Source organism: Segatella sinensis (genome assembly GCF_040095255.1).
GTDB lineage: Bacteria > Bacteroidota > Bacteroidia > Bacteroidales > Bacteroidaceae > Prevotella > Prevotella sinensis.
The window spans coordinates 40,167-56,854 of record NZ_JBBNGE010000001.1; the positions used below are offsets into that span (position 1 = coordinate 40,167).

General features: G+C 49.3%; 13 protein-coding genes. 12 read left to right on the plus strand and 1 reads right to left on the minus strand.

The window, feature by feature from the left end; all coding sequences use genetic code 11:
* Positions 1 to 40: 40 nt before the first annotated feature.
* Positions 41 to 868, minus strand: coding sequence for a lyso-glycine lipid O-acyltransferase GlsA (glsA, locus tag AAAT87_RS00145; protein WP_089544078.1), 828 nt, complete (start codon positions 866 to 868; stop codon positions 41 to 43).
* Between the two features lie 374 nt (positions 869 to 1,242).
* On the opposite strand from glsA, the gene rsmH reads away from it, so the two are divergent.
* The 12 genes from rsmH (at position 1,243) to ftsZ (ending at position 16,686) form a co-directional block, all read left to right on the plus strand.
* Complete coding sequence (gene rsmH / locus AAAT87_RS00150; RefSeq protein ID WP_349225287.1) at positions 1,243 to 2,157, plus strand: 16S rRNA (cytosine(1402)-N(4))-methyltransferase RsmH; 915 nt, start codon at positions 1,243 to 1,245, stop codon at positions 2,155 to 2,157.
* Between the two features lie 47 nt (positions 2,158 to 2,204).
* Positions 2,205 to 2,732: an FtsL-like putative cell division protein gene (locus tag AAAT87_RS00155; protein ID WP_295023574.1), complete on the plus strand. Its 528-nt coding sequence runs from the start codon at positions 2,205 to 2,207 to the stop codon at positions 2,730 to 2,732.
* Positions 2,729 to 4,885, plus strand: coding sequence for a penicillin-binding transpeptidase domain-containing protein (locus tag AAAT87_RS00160; protein WP_349225288.1), 2,157 nt, complete (start codon positions 2,729 to 2,731; stop codon positions 4,883 to 4,885). Before AAAT87_RS00155 ends, AAAT87_RS00160 begins: the two co-directional genes overlap by 4 nt.
* Positions 4,886 to 4,925: 40 nt before the next feature.
* Positions 4,926 to 6,386 carry a UDP-N-acetylmuramoyl-L-alanyl-D-glutamate--2,6-diaminopimelate ligase gene (locus AAAT87_RS00165; RefSeq protein WP_295023578.1) on the plus strand — a complete coding sequence of 487 codons (1,461 nt, stop codon included), beginning with the start codon at positions 4,926 to 4,928 and terminating at the stop codon, positions 6,384 to 6,386.
* Positions 6,387 to 6,420: 34 nt separating this feature from the next.
* On the plus strand, positions 6,421 to 7,689 hold the full coding sequence (mraY, locus tag AAAT87_RS00170; protein ID WP_349225289.1) for a phospho-N-acetylmuramoyl-pentapeptide-transferase: 1,269 nt from the start codon (positions 6,421 to 6,423) through the stop codon (positions 7,687 to 7,689).
* Between the two features lie 41 nt (positions 7,690 to 7,730).
* Positions 7,731 to 9,068, plus strand: a complete 1,338-nt coding sequence (gene murD / locus AAAT87_RS00175) for a UDP-N-acetylmuramoyl-L-alanine--D-glutamate ligase (RefSeq protein ID WP_349225290.1) — start codon at positions 7,731 to 7,733, stop codon at positions 9,066 to 9,068.
* Between the two features lie 57 nt (positions 9,069 to 9,125).
* Complete coding sequence (locus AAAT87_RS00180; RefSeq protein ID WP_295023584.1) at positions 9,126 to 10,403, plus strand: FtsW/RodA/SpoVE family cell cycle protein; 1,278 nt, start codon at positions 9,126 to 9,128, stop codon at positions 10,401 to 10,403.
* A 103-nt stretch (positions 10,404 to 10,506) separates the two neighbouring features.
* Positions 10,507 to 11,613 (plus strand): undecaprenyldiphospho-muramoylpentapeptide beta-N-acetylglucosaminyltransferase, encoded by a 1,107-nt coding sequence (gene murG / locus AAAT87_RS00185; RefSeq protein WP_117662444.1) that lies wholly within the window; start codon positions 10,507 to 10,509, stop codon positions 11,611 to 11,613.
* On the plus strand, positions 11,613 to 12,989 hold the full coding sequence (gene murC / locus AAAT87_RS00190) for a UDP-N-acetylmuramate--L-alanine ligase (RefSeq protein WP_349225291.1): 1,377 nt from the start codon (positions 11,613 to 11,615) through the stop codon (positions 12,987 to 12,989). The genes murG and murC overlap by 1 nt, the downstream gene beginning before the upstream one ends.
* Positions 12,990 to 13,032: 43 nt before the next feature.
* A complete protein-coding gene (locus AAAT87_RS00195; protein ID WP_089544087.1) occupies positions 13,033 to 13,827 on the plus strand; it encodes a cell division protein FtsQ in 795 nt (264 codons plus the stop codon).
* A gap of 39 nt (positions 13,828 to 13,866) precedes the next feature.
* Positions 13,867 to 15,321, plus strand: coding sequence for a cell division protein FtsA (ftsA, locus tag AAAT87_RS00200; RefSeq protein WP_295023590.1), 1,455 nt, complete (start codon positions 13,867 to 13,869; stop codon positions 15,319 to 15,321).
* A 27-nt stretch (positions 15,322 to 15,348) separates the two neighbouring features.
* Positions 15,349 to 16,686: a cell division protein FtsZ gene (gene ftsZ, locus AAAT87_RS00205; RefSeq protein ID WP_295023592.1), complete on the plus strand. Its 1,338-nt coding sequence runs from the start codon at positions 15,349 to 15,351 to the stop codon at positions 16,684 to 16,686.
* Positions 16,687 to 16,688: the final 2 nt, after the last annotated feature.

A 16,688-nucleotide genomic window follows, 5' to 3' on the forward strand; every position in this document is an offset into this window, starting at 1 on the left:
CTTACTTTTTCTATGATTGCTCACTGTAAAAGGGTTCTCACTAGAGTTCGTAAACCCTGTCCTTCACATATTGTGCCCACTCTGTAGCCGACTTGCTGTGATCGAAAGTCTGCCAGGGAATCGGCTTGCCTATGGCGATGCGGAAATGCTTGCCCACATTCTTGTACATCTCATCCACGAGGAACATCATGGCAAGGTTGAAAGGCAGATGCTTGTCGCTGAACCTGGCGATGCGATAGAACCGTTCGGAGTTCTGCCCACCGAAATGGATAGGCACCACATCACGCTGATATTCCACACTCTTGGAGATGAAAGTCTTCTTCCAAGGCAAATCGCGAATGCTGCCATCAGGCTGCTTGCGGCTGTTCAATCCCGCAGGGAACATCAGCATGTGGTTGTCACTCTGGAATCCAGCCTCTACCATGCGAGGGAAGTCACGGCTCTGTCGGCCGGTCTTGTTGATACCGATGCTCACCGGCTTCAAGCCCGGGAGATTGAGCAGCAGATCGTTTACCAGATAGCGGAACTTACCATCATAATGCGTTCCGATGATGGAGCCGAGGCACACGCCGTCCTGTCCACCCAACGGATGATTAGACACGAAAGTATAGAGCTTGCCATCATTCTTATCCGGCAAATTCTCCAAGCCTACGATTTCTACATCCATCTTCAGATAGCGCACGCATTCTGTAAGCCACTCCGTACCGGAGAGGTTTCGGCTTTCCCACAAGAACTTGTTCACTTCGTCTTCGTGTATAATCTTTTTTAGCCAAGACACGAGGAATCCGGGAACAAATTTAGCTTTGCTCCCCATCTTGTTCTTCAGTATCTTTTCTATGTCTATCGTTTTCTCTATTGAACCACTCATTTTCAGTAAACCTAATAAGTTCCTGCAAAGTTAGTTTTTCTTTTTTAAATATGAGTCATTTTTCCCGAAAAATTATCAATAAAGCTAAAAAATAGTGCATTTTTCCACCTTTTCGGGAGAAATCAAGACAAAAAACATCGTTTTTCGCGAATTACCAGATACCAGCGAATAAGGAGCGTAAAAATGAAAAAAATCATTTTTTTGCGCCCGTTTCATAAAATTTGTGGGGAAACATGGAGCTATGTGAGGATTTTTATGTACCTTTGAAGCCGAATTCCTATTAAATAGGTACATACGCGCTGTATATAAGTACATGCACGTGAAAGAAACAAGTTAAAAATAAGTAACTTACAAAAGAAAAAGAATCAAGAAGAATGATCAAGACAGCAGAAACATATCACGTACCCGTGCTCCTCAAAGAGAGCGTTGACGGACTCAACATCCAGCCAGGCGGCATCTATGTAGATGTTACCTTCGGCGGTGGAGGACATTCCAGGGAGATTATCTCCCGCCTAAGCGAGGGAGCACATCTCTACAGCTTCGACCAGGACGCTGATGCCGAGCGCAACGTGGTGGCAAATCCCAACTTCACCTTCGTATGCTCCAACTTCAGATACCTGAAGAACTGGATGAGATACTATGGCGTGGAGGGACTGGACGGACTACTCGCCGACCTCGGTGTATCGAGTCATCATTTCGACGACGAGACCCGCGGATTCTCCTTCCGCTTTGATGCTCCTCTCGACATGCGCATGAACAAGAGAGCCGGGAAGACTGCTGCCGACATCGTGAACGAATACGAGGAAGAGGCTCTTGCCGACATCTTCTATCTCTACGGCGAACTGAAGAATTCCCGACGCATCGCTTCAGCGCTGGTCAAGGCAAGAGCCGCAAGCCCTATCAAGACCACCAAGGACTTCATGGCTGCCGTGGAACCCCTCTTCAAGCGAGAGCGGGAGAAAAAGGAGATGGCCAAGCTCTTCCAGGCACTGCGCATAGAGGTGAATCACGAGATGGATGCCCTGAAAGAAATGCTCCGCTCTGCCACCGAACTACTCAAGCCGGGAGGAAGACTCTCGGTGATTACCTATCACTCACTGGAAGACCGCATCGTGAAGAACATGATGAAGGCGGGCAATCCAGAGGGCAAGGTAGAACAGGACTTCTTCGGAAGAATCGAGACGCCTTTCAAGCTCGTCAACAACAAGGTAATCATACCAAATACCGATGAGCAGGAGAGAAACCCGAGAAGCCGCAGCGCCAAGTTGAGAATCGCAGAAAAGAAATAGAGTAAATGAGATTATCATGTAACTGCAATCATGTAATGCAATAGAAAATGAAACAAGATAAAGAAAAACCAGAAACAAGCATCCCGGCTGAAGAGCAGAAGACGCAGGTTTCTGAGTCGGCAAAGACCAAGGAGAAAGCACCGACTACTGAAAAGCAGAAGGCGCAGCCGGAAACTCCCAAACCGGCTCCGCAGGCTTCGCTCAAGGAAGTGATTGCCAAGCAGGCCATCGAGGAGGAAGAATCGGGATCTGCCAGCTTCACACTGCGCAAGATTCTGGGTGGTGACATCCTCACCGCACAAATCATCAGAAAGCAGATATGGCTGTTCATGCTCATCGTGTTTTTCATCATTATCTACATATCCAACCGATACAGCATCCAGAAGGACCTCATCGAATTGGACCAACTGCAAAAAGAGCTGCAAGACACGAAATACAGAGCACTGTCAACCAGCAGTCAGATAACAGAGAAGAGTCGTGAAAGCAATGTGCTCAACATGCTGAAGCACAGCAAGGACAGCACCCTGCACATCGCTACACAACCTCCCTACATCATAAACGTACCAGAAGAATGAGCAAGTTTGAGCATAAGAAAATAATGCCGCGCTATAGTGCCATCGCCATCATCATGACCCTGATTGCCACCGCCATCGTAGGAAAAGCACTCTACATCATGACGGCTAAGCACGACTACTGGATGCAGGTTGCCGAGCGACAGAAGAGAGACTCCGTGACCGTGAAGCCTAACCGAGGCAACATCCTGAGCTGCGCAGGACAGCTGATGGCAAGTTCGCTGCCAGAGTTCAAGGTATTCATGGACTTCAAGGCGCTGACCGAAGCCGGCAACGACTCGCTTTGGGATGCCAAGCAGGATTCCATCTGCCAGGGACTCCACAAGATATTCCCGGAGAAGACAGCAGAGGAATTCAAGCGCCATCTCATAGAGGGACGTGGCAAGAAGAGCCGCCACTGGGCGGTATATGGAAGTCGTATCGACTATAACACCTTCACCGAGGTGAAGGCGCTGCCAATTTTCCGCCTCACTCCCTACAAGAGCGGATTCCACTGGGAGGAATACAATGCCCGCACCCGCACCTACGGTTCGCTGGCAGGAAGAACCATCGGAGCCATGTTTGGTGCCAAGGATACCGCCAGATTCGGACTGGAGCTGAGCTATGACTCCATCCTGCGCGGAACCAATGGTATCGTGCATCGCCGCAAGGTGCGCAACAAGTTCCTCGACATCACCGACACCCCTCCTATCGACGGTGCCGACATCGTTACCACCATCGATGTGAGCATGCAGGATCTTGCCGAGCGCTCACTCATCGAAGAGTTGAAGGAAATCAATGCCAACGTGGGTGTAGCCATCGTGATGGATGTGCCTACCGGCGACATCAAGGCCATTGTAAACATGGAAAAATGCTTCGATGGCGAATACAGAGAGATTCACAACCATGCCGTGAGCGACCTTCTGGAGCCGGGTTCGGTATTCAAGCCAGCCTCGCTGCTCGTAGCGCTCGATGATGGCGTGGTAGATACTACCTATCGCGTGGAAACGGGATGTGGTGTCTGGCAGATGTACGGACGAGATATGAAGGACCATAACTGGCGAAAGGGCGGATATGGAATGCTGACCTTCGCAAAGACACTGTGGTACAGTTCTAACATCGGTGTGAGCCGAATCATCGACGACCACTACCACAACTGTCCGGAGAAATTCGTACAAGGCATCTATCGCACCGGTCTGCACGACGACCTGAAGATTCCGCTGGTGGGAGCTACTCCTGCCCGAATCCGAATGCCGCACAGAAACAGCCACGGACAGTATGACAACTGGGCAAAGACCAGCTTGCCATGGATGAGTATCGGATACGAGACGCAGGTGCCACCGATCTCTACCCTCACCTTCTACAACACCATCGCCAACAACGGCAAGATGATGCGTCCTAGATTCGTGAGCAAGGTAGTGAAGAACGGAGAAACCATCATGGAGTTTCCGCCAGAGGTGATGCGCCCACAGATAGCCAAACCGCAATCCATCAAGAAGATGCAGACCATCCTGGAACAGGTGGTTAGCCTGGGACTGGGCAAAAAAGCCGGTTCGCCTAACTTCAAGGTTGCCGGAAAGACCGGTACGGCTCAGGTTTCCAAGGGAGCCGGCGGTTACAAGAGCGGCATTACCAACTATCTGGTGAGCTTCGCCGGCTACTTCCCTGCCGACAATCCGCGCTACAGCTGTATCGTCTGCATTCAGAAATCAGGTTTGCCAGCTTCCGGCGGAAGCATGAGTGGCAAGGTATTCCACGACATTGCCGAAGGCATCATGGCACAGAGCCTGAAACTCGACGTGAAGGATGCCAAGGATTCAGCCTCCATCTTCGTTCCGGACGTGAAGAACGGAAACGTGCTGGCTGCCGACTACGTACTCACCCATCTGGGCATCAAGACCAACACCAACTGGAGTGGAAGCTACGCCAACGGCAATCCTATCTGGGGCAAGGCAGAACGCATAGGAAGCAGAAGTATCAAGCTCATCAAGGAGAAGCAATACGGCAAAAGCACCGTGCCCGATATTACAGGCATGGGAGCCAGAGACGCTATCTTCTGCATGGAGAGCAGAGGAATCAGAACCAGGATTCATGGCAGAGGCAAGGTAATCAAGCAAAGTCTCATGCCGGGAACACCGGCCAAGAAGGGTTCCATCTGTATCATCGAATTGAACTAATATATATAATAAAAGGTGTAAATACATAAAGATATTAAATATGAAGTTACAAGAATTACTCAAAAACATCGAGCCGATTCAGATTGTCGGTGATGCTGATGTAGAGGTTTCGGGCGTAAACATCGACTCCCGAAAGATTAAGGAAGGTCACCTGTTCGTTGCTATCAAGGGCACTCAGGTTGACGGCCACCAGTTTATTTCAAAGGCATTGACCCTGGGCGCAAAGTCGGTTTTGTGCGAGGATATGCCTGAGGAGAAAATCGAAGGCGTAACTTACATTCAGGTAGCATCTACCGAAGATGCTGTAGGTAAAGTGGCTACACTCTTCTATGGTGATCCATCCAAGAAGCTGAAGTTGGTTGGCGTGACTGGCACCAATGGCAAGACTACCATCGCCACCTTATTATATAATATGTTCCGCAAGTTCGGACATAAGTGCGGCCTGCTCTCCACCGTCTGCAATTACATTGAGGGCGAGGCAATTCCTGCCGACCACACTACCCCAGACCCTATCGAGCTGAACATGCTGCTGGGCAAGATGGTAGAGGCAGGATGCGAATACGCCTTCATGGAGTGCTCTTCTCATGCCATCGCACAGAAGCGTATCGGCGGTTTGGAGTTTGCCGGCGGACTGTTCACCAATCTCACCCGCGACCATCTCGACTATCACAAGACATTCGAGAACTACCGCAACGCCAAGAAGGCTTTCTTCGACGGTCTGCCTAAGACTGCCTTCGCCATCACCAATGCCGATGACAAGAACGGCATGATCATGGTACAGAACACCAAGGCTACCGTGAAGACCTACTCTACCCGCTCTATGGCAGACTTCAAGGCAAGGATCCTGGAGTGTCACTTCGGCGGCATGTATCTGGAGATAGATGGCAGAGAGGTAGGCGTACAGTTTATCGGAAAATTCAATGTAAGCAATCTGCTTGCCGTATATGGTGCAGCCGTCATGCTCGGCAAGAAGCCGGAGGATGTACTCGTAGTGATGAGTACCCTTCACAGCGTAAACGGACGACTGGAGCCAATCCAGTCGCCAGAAGGCTATACAGCCATCGTTGACTATGCACATACACCAGATGCATTGGAGAACGTACTGAATGCCATTCACGAAGTTCTCGACGGCAAGGGCGGCGAAGTGATTACCGTCTGCGGTGCCGGTGGAAACCGTGACAAGGGCAAGCGCCCGTTGATGGCACAAGAGGCAGTTAAGCAGAGCGATAAGGTTATCATCACCAGCGACAATCCTCGCTTCGAAGAGCCACAGGACATCATCAACGATATGCTGGCTGGTCTCAACGCCCAGCAGATGAAGACGGTGATCAGCATCGTTGACCGCAAGGAAGCAATCCGCACAGCCTGCATGCTGGCCAAGAAGGGCGATGTAATCCTCGTTGCCGGAAAGGGACATGAAGACTACCAGGAGATCAAGGGCGTGAAGCATCATTTTGACGACAAGGAAGTGCTTCGCGAAATCTTCGGTATCGACAAGTAGTATTATCATCTAATAGAAAAAGAGAAGAAGAAAAATGTTATACTATCTTTTTAGATTTCTGGAGCAGTGGGGCATTACAGGTTCCCACATGTGGGGTTACATTTCATTCCGTGCCCTGCTCGCACTGATTTTATCACTCGTCATCTCTGCATGGTTTGGCGAGAAGTTCATCAAGTACCTCAAGAGCAAGCAGATTACCGAGACCCAGCGCGATGCCAGCATCGACCCATTCGGCATAAAGAAGATCGGTGTCCCATCCATGGGTGGCGTCATCATCATCCTAGCCATCCTCGTACCGGTATTGCTGCTCGGCAGATTGCGCAACATCTATCTGATCCTGATGATCATCACCACCGTTTGGCTTGGTTTCCTCGGTGGTATGGATGACTTCATCAAGATTTTCAAGCGCGACAAAGAAGGCTTGAAGGGTAAGTACAAGATTGTGGGACAGGTGGGCATAGGCCTCATCGTAGGTCTGGTGCTCTGGGCTTCACCTGACGTGAAGATGAACGAGAACCTCGCCATCGAACGCCAGGGACAGGAGACCGTGGTGAAACACCGCACAGAAGCAAGGAAATCGCTGAAGACTACGATTCCGTTCTTCAAGGGTCACAACCTGGATTACTCCAACATTACCAGCTTCTGCGGCAAATACAAGGTGGCTGCAGGCTGGATTCTCTTTGTAATCATGACCATCTTCGTGGTTACCGCCGTTTCCAACGGTGCCAACCTCAACGATGGAATGGATGGAATGTGTGCCGGAAACTCCGCCATCATAGGTGTGGCATTAGGCATTCTTGCGTATGTGTCGTCGCACATCGAGTTTGCCGCCTACCTCAACATCATGTATATTCCTGGCTCCGAGGAGCTGGTGGTATTCTTCTGTGCCTTTATCGGAGCCCTCATCGGCTTCCTCTGGTACAATGCCTACCCTGCGCAGGTGTTCATGGGCGATACCGGTTCGCTCACCATCGGCGGAATCATCGCCGTGGGCGCCATCATCATCCACAAGGAGCTGATGCTGCCTATCCTCTGCGGAATCTTCTTCGTAGAGAGCCTCAGCGTGATGATGCAGGTATATTACTACAAGCTGGGTAAGCACAGAGGCATCAAGCAGCGCATCTTCAAGCGCACGCCTATCCACGACAACTTCCGCACACAGGACAGCCAGCTGGATCCAGACTGCAAGTATCTGTGGAAGAAGCCTCGCAACTGCTACCACGAATCAAAGATTACCATCCGTTTCTGGATCGTGACCATCATCCTGGCAGCACTCACCATCATCACATTGAAGATAAGATAAAACAAAGGCTCTTATCAGCCTGACAAGATAAAGATACAACAATGAGCAAAATTGTAATTTTAGGAGCTGGCGAAAGTGGCGCAGGTGCTGCCGTGCTGGCGAAAAAAGAGGGATTCGAGGTATTTGTCTCTGACATGTCTAAGATCAAGGACAACTACAAGAAGTTGATGGACGACCACGGCATTGAGTGGGAAGAGGGACATCATACTGAAGAGAAAATCTTAGACGCTGATGAAGTCATCAAGAGCCCGGGCATTCCTAAGGAAGCCCCTATGATTCAGAAACTGATGGCAAAGGGTACTCCTATCATCAGCGAAATTGAATTTGCAGGCAGATATACAGATGCCAAGATGATCTGCATCACAGGTAGCAACGGCAAGACCACAACTACTTCGCTGATCTATCACATCATCAAGTCGGCTGGCTACGATGTAGGACTGGCTGGCAATATCGGCAAGAGTCTGGCGCTGCAGGTGGCAGAGACACCTCATAAGTACTACGTCATCGAGCTGAGCAGTTTCCAGCTTGACAACATGTACGAATTCCGTGCCAACGTGGCAATCCTGCTCAACATCACTCCAGACCATCTGGACCGCTACGAGTTCAAGATGCAGAACTATACCGATGCCAAGATGCGCATCACTCAGAACCAGACAGAGGAAGACAGCTTCATCTTCTGGAACGATGATCCTATCGTGCAGAAGGAACTGGAGAAGTATGACCTCAAGTCACACCTCTGCCCATTCTCAGAATTCAACGAGGAAGGATGCGTGGGCTACATCGAGGACGGCAAGTACAAGCTCAACTTCCCATCAGCCTTCGAGATGCCACAGGCAGACATGAGCCTACGCGGCAAGCACAACATCTACAACAGCCTGGCAGCCGGACTTGCCTGCAACATCGTTGGCATCGACCACGAGACCCTACACAAGGGCCTCAGCGACTTCCCAGGCGTAGAGCACCGACTGGAGAAGGTGGGCAAGTTCAAGGGAGTTTACTATGTAAACGACTCAAAGGCTACCAATGTGGATGCTTGCTGGTACGCTCTGGAGAGCATGACAACCCCTACCATCCTCATCATCGGTGGTAAGGACAAGGGCAACGATTACAACCAGATCAAGGACCTGGTAAAGGAGAAGTGTGCTGGTATCGTATATCTCGGAGCCGACAACCAGAAGCTGCACGACAACTTCGACGCCCTGGGCATTCCTGTTCGCGACACCCACAGCATGAAAGACTGCGTGGCAGCCTGCCAGGAACTTGCCAAGCCAGGCGACACCGTATTACTGAGCCCATGCTGCGCCAGCTTCGACCTCTTCAAGAACATGGAGGACCGCGGCGAGCAGTTCAAGGCCCTGGCAAGAGCCATCGGTGAATAACTTTTCATCTGGCAAGAACTTAAGTGATAATAATTTTAGAGATAGGACAGTTAAGAAATGAACAATAAGACCATAGGCAACATATTCAAGGGAGACAAGGTCATCTGGATGGTCTTCTTCTTTCTCTGTATGATAAGCATCATAGAGGTGTATTCCGCCTCTAGCTCCTTGTCGTACAAGAGTGGTAACTATATGGCGCCGGTAATACGCCATATAGGTCTCCTTTTTCTAGGCTTAGGCACCATGATATGTATGCTCAAGGTTAAGTGTAAGTACTTCAAGATCGTCACTCCTTTTGTGATATTTCCATCTCTGGGCTTACTCATCTGGGTTTTGATAGCGGGACAATCCACCAATGGTGCATCCCGCTGGATTAACCTGGTGGGCATCCAGTTTCAGCCTTCGGAAATAGCCAAGGGAGCGGTGGTGCTGGTAGTGGCACAGATTCTCAGTGCAATGCAGACGCAGAATGGTGCAGAACGGAGAGCCTTCAAGTATGTCTTGACGGCCTGCTGCCCGTTTATCATCCTCATCGGAATTGAGAACTTATCCACAGCCATGCTTCTGTGCATCACCATCTTATGCATGATGATCATCGGAAGAGTACCTATGAGTCAGATAGGCAAACTCGTGGGCAGCGTCTTGATATTTATCTGCGTTGTCTTCGCCGGCGTCATGATCGTGGGTGAAGACAAGGAAAACGGAGAAAACAAGCCGGAAAATACGCTCACAGAGAACATCAACGAGAAGGAAGAAGCACCAGGTATGGCAGAGAAGATGTTCCATCGAGCAGATACCTGGAAAGCACGTATCGACAAGTTTATCAATTCCAAGCCAGTGGCTCCGGAAGACGTGGATCTGGATAAGGATGCGCAGGTGGCCCATGCCAACATCGCCATCGCCTCATCGAATATCGTGGGAAAGGGACCGGGAAACTCCGTAGAACGAGATTTCCTATCTCAAGCTTTCTCCGACTTCATCTACGCCATCATCATCGAGGAAATGGGACTGTGGGGTGCCTTCTTTGTGGCATTCCTCTACATCATTCTGCTCTTCAGAGCCGGACGAATCGCCAACCGGTGTGAGAACACATTCCCAGCATTCCTGTGCATGGGGCTTGCCATCATGCTGGTTATCCAGGCACTGTTCAACATGGCTGTAGCTGTGGGCTTGGCACCGGTTACTGGTCAGCCACTTCCGCTCATCAGCCGAGGTGGAACCTCAACCATCATCAACTGTCTCTACCTGGGCATCATCTTAAGCATCAGTAGAACCGCAAAAAAGAAAGATTTGCCTCAAAACGAAGCAAATTTTGACAAATTTGCTGCTGCATAACAAAAGAGTATCATAAATAAGGTAAAAAATGCCATTAAATGGATTTTTTTGCTTACCTTTGCGTGAAAATTGTTGACCCTCGGGTCGTAAACAAGAATGGATTATGAATAATGAACTGAGAATTATCATAAGTGGAGGCGGTACAGGCGGTCATATATTCCCTGCCGTATCCATCGCAAACGCCATCAAGGCAAAGCGCCCTGATGCCAAAATATTGTTTGTTGGAGCACTCGGCAGAATGGAAATGCAGCGTGTTCCTGCAGCTGGTTATGAAATTAAAGGATTGCCTATCTGCGGTTTCGACAGAAAGCATCTGCTCAAGAACATCGCTGTTCTCTTCAAGATATGGAAGAGCCAGCACATGGCCAAGAGCATCATCAAGAATTTCAAGCCGATGGCTGCTGTAGGTGTGGGCGGATACGCCAGCGGTCCTACACTCAACGTTTGCGCTAGCAAAGGTATTCCATGCCTCATCCAGGAACAGAACTCATACGCAGGTGTGACCAACAAGCTCCTGGCAAAGAAGGCAGAAAAGATATGCGTGGCTTACGAAGGAATGGAACGTTTCTTCCCTGCCGACAAAATCATCATGACGGGAAATCCAGTACGCCAGAACGTATTGGAGACTACCCTCACCAAGGAAGAAGCACGAAAGCAGTTCGGTCTCGACCCTGACAAGAAAACCATCCTGCTCGTGGGCGGAAGCCTCGGTGCAAGAACCATCAACGAGAGCGTGCTTCAGCACCTCGACCTCGTGAAGGAAAGCGGCGTGCAGTTTATCTGGCAGACAGGTAAGTACTACAACGCAGCCATCATGGAGCAACTCAAGGGCAAGGAACTGCCAATGCTCAAGGTTACAGACTTCATCAGCGACATGGGCGCAGCTTACAAGGCTGCCGACCTCGTGATCAGCCGTGCCGGAGCCAGCAGTATCAGTGAGTTCTGCCTCATCGGAAAGCCAGTCATCCTCGTCCCAAGCCCTAACGTGGCAGAAGACCATCAGACCAAGAATGCCATGGCACTGGTAAACAAGGATGCAGCCATCTACGTGAAAGATGCTGATGCGCCAAACGAATTGCTCCAGAAAGCCATCAACACTGTCAAGAACGAGGATAAACTCAACTCACTCTGTGAGAACATCAAGAAATTAGGATTAAAGAACTCAGCCGACGTCATCGCCGACGAAGTAATCAAATTAGCAACAAGATAATGGAAATCAAGGATATTAAAGCAGTTTATTTAGTAGGTGCAGGCGGCATCGGTATGAGCGCCATCGCCAGATACTTCCTCAGCAAGAAGTTGGTTGTAGCCGGATACGACAAGACTCCTTCCAATCTCACTCACGAGTTGGAGAAAGAAGGAATGCTCATCCACTACGAAGAGAATGTAGATCTCATCCCTGAGGCTTGCAAGGATGCCAAGAACACGCTGGTTGTCTATACACCAGCCATCCCTGCTGAGCACAAGGAGCTGGTTTACTTCCGCGAGAATGGATTCACCATCGAGAAGCGTGCACAGGTTCTGGGTACTCTGACCCGCACCCACAAGGGACTGTGCGTGGCAGGTACACACGGCAAGACTTCTACTTCTACCATGTGTGCCCACATCATGCACCAGAGCCATCTCGACTGCAATGCCTTCCTCGGAGGAATCTCCAAGAACTATGGCACCAACTACATTCTCTCAGACAAGAGCGACTTCGTAGTCATCGAGGCAGATGAGTTTGACCGCAGTTTCCACTGGTTGCGCCCATGGATGAGCGTCATCACATCTACAGATCCTGATCACCTCGACATCTATGGTACCAAGGAGGCTTATCTCGAAAGCTTCCGTCACTATACAGAATTGATTCAGCCGGGCGGTGCGCTCATCATCCACAAAGACCTGGAGATGAAGCAGCACGTACAGGACGGCGTCAAGATATACGAATACAGCCAGGACGAAGGCGACTTCCACGCTGAGAACATCAAGATAGAGAATGGCGGAATCACATTCGACTTCATCTCTCCTATCGAAAACGTTACAGGCATAGAGCTCGGACAGCCAGTGCCAATCAACATCACAAATGGTGTGGCAGCAATGGCAATGGCACAGCTGAATGGTTGTACCGCCGATGAGCTTCGCAACGGAATGAAGACATACGGAGGCGTGGACCGCCGCTTCGACTTCAAGATCAAGAACGACAAGCTCGTATTCCTTTCCGACTACGCTCATCATCCAAAAGAGATTTACCAGAGTGCAAAGAGTATTCGTGAGCTTTACAAAAATCGCAAGATTACAGCCATCTTCCAGCCTCACCTCTATACCCGCACCCGTGATTTCTACAAGGACTTTGCCAACAGCCTGAGTCTCCTCGATGAAGTCATCCTCTGCGATATCTATCCTGCTCGCGAGCAGCCTATCCCAGGAGTTACCTCCAAGCTCATCTACGACAACCTGAAACCAGGTGTAGAGAAGAGCATGATTCACAAGGAAGATGTACTCGGCCTGGTGAAGAGACGTGACTTCGACGTACTCGTCGTTCTGGGAGCTGGCGATCTGGACAACTACGTTCCAGAGATCACAAAGATTCTAGAATCAAAATAAGCCCCGAAGATAGGGACTTATGCAAACAAGAACAAAGTAATCAATGCATATCAATTGGCAGAAAACCCTACTCATCACCCTGGATGTTGCACTGGCAACCTATCTGGGATTCGCTTTCACCAAGTTTAACAAACCTGATGAAAAGGGAATGCTATGCACCAAGGTAAACATCAACATTGAGGATGAGATGACCAACGGCTTTCTGAATGCAAAGGAAATCAAGAAGAGACTGGAGATAAAAAAGCTCTATCCCCTGGAGAAACCGCTGAACAACGTAAACGCCAGAAAGATAGAGGAAACCTTAAAGACCAGCCCCTTCGTGAAGACCGCAGAATGCTACAAGACGCAAGACGGACTGGTGGATATCTACCTCACCCAGCGTATGCCAATTGTGAGAATCAAGAGCATCAACAACGAGGACTACTATATAGATGATCATTATCAGGTAATGCCCAACACCAACTATACGAGCGACATCATCATCGCCACAGGCAACATCAACAAATGGTTTGCCCAGAAATACATATCGCTGGTAAGCAAGACCCTGATGAAGAACAATCTTTGGAGAAATCAGATAGAGCAGATCAACGTACTGCCCGACAGGGGCATTGAACTGGTGCCACGAGTAGGAAACCACATTATATATATAGGTAACCTGCCGGAAAGCAATATCATCAGCAAAAGAGAACAAGATGTAGAAGACTTCATCAACAAGAAAATGGACCGTCTGGAAAAGTTCTACAAATATGGTCTCTCTCAAGCTGGCTGGAACAAATACTCATACATCAACATCGAGTTTGACAACCAGATAATTTGCACAAAGCATCATAACAGCTAATTTTATAATTGAAACAGAAAAAGATAATATATAAAGACTATGCCAAAGGAATTTATTGTAGCTATCGAGCTTGGCTCATCTAAGATGACAGGTATAGCTGGTCAGAAGAATTTAGACGGCAGCATCACTGTGCTGGCTACCGTCGAGGAAAACTCGTCTTCTTGTATCAGAAAGGGTGTTATCTATAACATCGACAAAACATGCCAGTGCCTCACTAGCATCATCAAGAAGTTGAAGAACTTCCTCAAACAAGATATTACCCAGGTTTACGTGGGTGTAGGAGGCAGATCTATCAGAAGCCTCAAGAACGTCATCGTGAAAGATCTGCCAGGCGCATCTATCATCTCGCAGGATATGATTAATGAGCTGATGGACATCAACCGCAACATGACTTATCCAGACCAAGAAATTCTTGACGCTGCAACACAGGAATACAAGATAGATAACCAGTACCAGATTGACCCTGTAGGCATACAGTGCAGCCATCTGGAAGGTATCTTCCTGAATATCCTTTGGCGCAAGAACTTCTATAACAATATCAACACCTGCTTCGAGAATGCAAATATCTCGATTGCGGAGATGTATCTCGCACCATTGGCTATGGCAGACAGCGTATTGACCGACTCTGAGAAGAGAGCCGGATGTATGCTCGTTGACCTGGGTGCCGACACCACTACCGTATCCGTTTACTACAAGGGTATCCTGCGCCATCTCTCTGTCATCCCATTGGGTGGAAACAACATCACCAAGGACTTGACTTGCCTCCAGCTCGAGGATGCTGATGCAGAAAAGATGAAGCTGAAATATGCAAAGGCCTACACCGATATCAGCAATATCGACCCAACACTCAACTACTCTGTTGACAAGGACAGAACCATAGAGAGCAAAAAGTTTATCGAGATTGTTGAGGCTCGTGTGGAGGAAATCGTAGAAAATGCATGGTTCCAGGTACCTGCAGAATTCTCTGATAAGCTGATGGGTGGTATCATCCTCACCGGCGGTGGAAGCAATATGCCAGAAATCGATAAGGTATTCAAGACTCATACCCATATCGACAAGGTACGCATCGCGAAGTTTGTTACCCAGACAGTCAACTCAAAGGATCCTAAGATCACCAATCATACTGGTATGATGAATACCGTATTGGGACTCCTGGCTAAGGGCGACATGAACTGCGCTGGCAGCGAATTCAACAACGACCTTTTCGACAACCTCGACAACCGTCCTACAACAGGAACAGGTGCAGAAGCCCACAAGGCTCCTCGCAACCCGAACGAGACAGTAGGCACCGGCGTGGTATTGACTGCAGCCGAAAAGCAGAAGGCTGAAGAAGAGGCTCGCCGCAAGAGAGAACAGGAAGAGGAAGAGGCAAGACTCCTGGCAGAAAAGGAAGCCGAAGAAGAAGCAAAACGCAGAAAAGAGAACAGCCTCGTTCACAAGTTCATGAGAGGATTCAAGAAATTCGTGAAGGATACCATCTCTGAGGAAGAATAATATAATCATATTTTAGAATAGACTATTATGCTAGATAACACAAATACTCCACATATTCTGGACTTTGGAGAGCCAGAAAAGGAAAACAGCATCATCAAGGTGATTGGTGTAGGTGGTGGCGGTGGTAACGCTGTCAACCACATGTACCGTGAAGGCATCCACGACGTAAGCTTCGTATTGTGTAACACTGATAATCAGGCGCTCAACGATTCTCCAGTACCTGTACATCTGCAGTTGGGCAAGGAAGGTCTGGGAGCCGGCAACAAGCCTGCCAAGGCTCGCCAGGCTGCCGAGGAAACCCTGGAAGAGATCAAGCACATGCTGAACGACGGCACCAAGATGGCTTTCATCACTGCTGGAATGGGTGGTGGTACAGGAACCGGTGCTGCGCCTGTCATCGCAAAAGTGAGCAAGGAACTCGGAATCCTTACCGTTGGTATCGTAACCATTCCTTTCCGCTTCGAAGGTCCTAAGAAGATCGACCAGGCACTGGATGGTGTAGAAGAGATGTCTAAGCACGTAGATGCGCTGCTGGTTATCAACAACGAGCGTCTCCGCCAGATTTATCCAGACCTCGCAGTACTCGATGCCTTCGGAAAGGCAGACGACACCTTAAGCGTTGCAGCAAAGAGTATTGCTGAAATCATCACCGTTCACGGACTCATCAACCTTGACTTCAACGACGTGAAGACCGTATTGAAGGATGGTGGCGTTGCCATCATGAGTACTGGTTACGGTGAAGGTGAAGGTCGTGTCAAGATGGCGATTGAGGATGCATTGAACTCACCTTTGCTCAACGACAACGATGTATTCAACTCCAAGAAGATTTTGCTGAGCATTGCTTTTGCCAGTGAGAAGAAGGACAATCCTGGTTTGACTATGGATGAGATGAACGATGTAAACGACTTCATGGAGAAGTTTGGAGACGACTTTGAGTTGAAGTGGGGACTCGCCATTGATCCAGAGTTGGGCAGCCGTGTCAAGGTTACCGTATTGGCAACAGGTTTCGGACTCGAAGACGTAGAGGGAATGAACCGCCACATGAAGAAGCATACAGAAGAGGAAGCTCGCCGTATCGCAGAAGAGGAAGAGACAAGGGCAGAGCGTCAGAACAGACGCGAGCGCTACTATGGTTCAGACGGCAACTCTACCCAGTATAAGCGTCATCCACACATCTTCCTGTTCCGTCCTGAGGATCTCGACAATGAGGATGTAATCCTTCAGGTAGAGAATACACCAACCTTCAAGCGCACCCGTCAGACTCTCGAAGACATCCGCAATCTGGCTTCTGGCAACGCAGAAACGGAGGAGGCTAAGAAGAAAGACGATAACGACACAGTACAGGGAGTCATTAGCTTCGCCTAGGG

Coding starts and splice junctions, on each gene's coding strand:
- glsA (WP_089544078.1), bottom strand. CDS start 868: ATGAGTGGTTCAATAGAGAAAACGATAGACATAGAAAAGATACTGAAG.
- rsmH (WP_349225287.1), top strand. CDS start 1,243: ATGATCAAGACAGCAGAAACATATCACGTACCCGTGCTCCTCAAAGAG.
- AAAT87_RS00155 (WP_295023574.1), top strand. CDS start 2,205: ATGAAACAAGATAAAGAAAAACCAGAAACAAGCATCCCGGCTGAAGAG.
- AAAT87_RS00160 (WP_349225288.1), top strand. CDS start 2,729: ATGAGCAAGTTTGAGCATAAGAAAATAATGCCGCGCTATAGTGCCATC.
- AAAT87_RS00165 (WP_295023578.1), top strand. CDS start 4,926: ATGAAGTTACAAGAATTACTCAAAAACATCGAGCCGATTCAGATTGTC.
- mraY (WP_349225289.1), top strand. CDS start 6,421: ATGTTATACTATCTTTTTAGATTTCTGGAGCAGTGGGGCATTACAGGT.
- murD (WP_349225290.1), top strand. CDS start 7,731: ATGAGCAAAATTGTAATTTTAGGAGCTGGCGAAAGTGGCGCAGGTGCT.
- AAAT87_RS00180 (WP_295023584.1), top strand. CDS start 9,126: ATGAACAATAAGACCATAGGCAACATATTCAAGGGAGACAAGGTCATC.
- murG (WP_117662444.1), top strand. CDS start 10,507: ATGAATAATGAACTGAGAATTATCATAAGTGGAGGCGGTACAGGCGGT.
- murC (WP_349225291.1), top strand. CDS start 11,613: ATGGAAATCAAGGATATTAAAGCAGTTTATTTAGTAGGTGCAGGCGGC.
- AAAT87_RS00195 (WP_089544087.1), top strand. CDS start 13,033: ATGCATATCAATTGGCAGAAAACCCTACTCATCACCCTGGATGTTGCA.
- ftsA (WP_295023590.1), top strand. CDS start 13,867: ATGCCAAAGGAATTTATTGTAGCTATCGAGCTTGGCTCATCTAAGATG.
- ftsZ (WP_295023592.1), top strand. CDS start 15,349: ATGCTAGATAACACAAATACTCCACATATTCTGGACTTTGGAGAGCCA.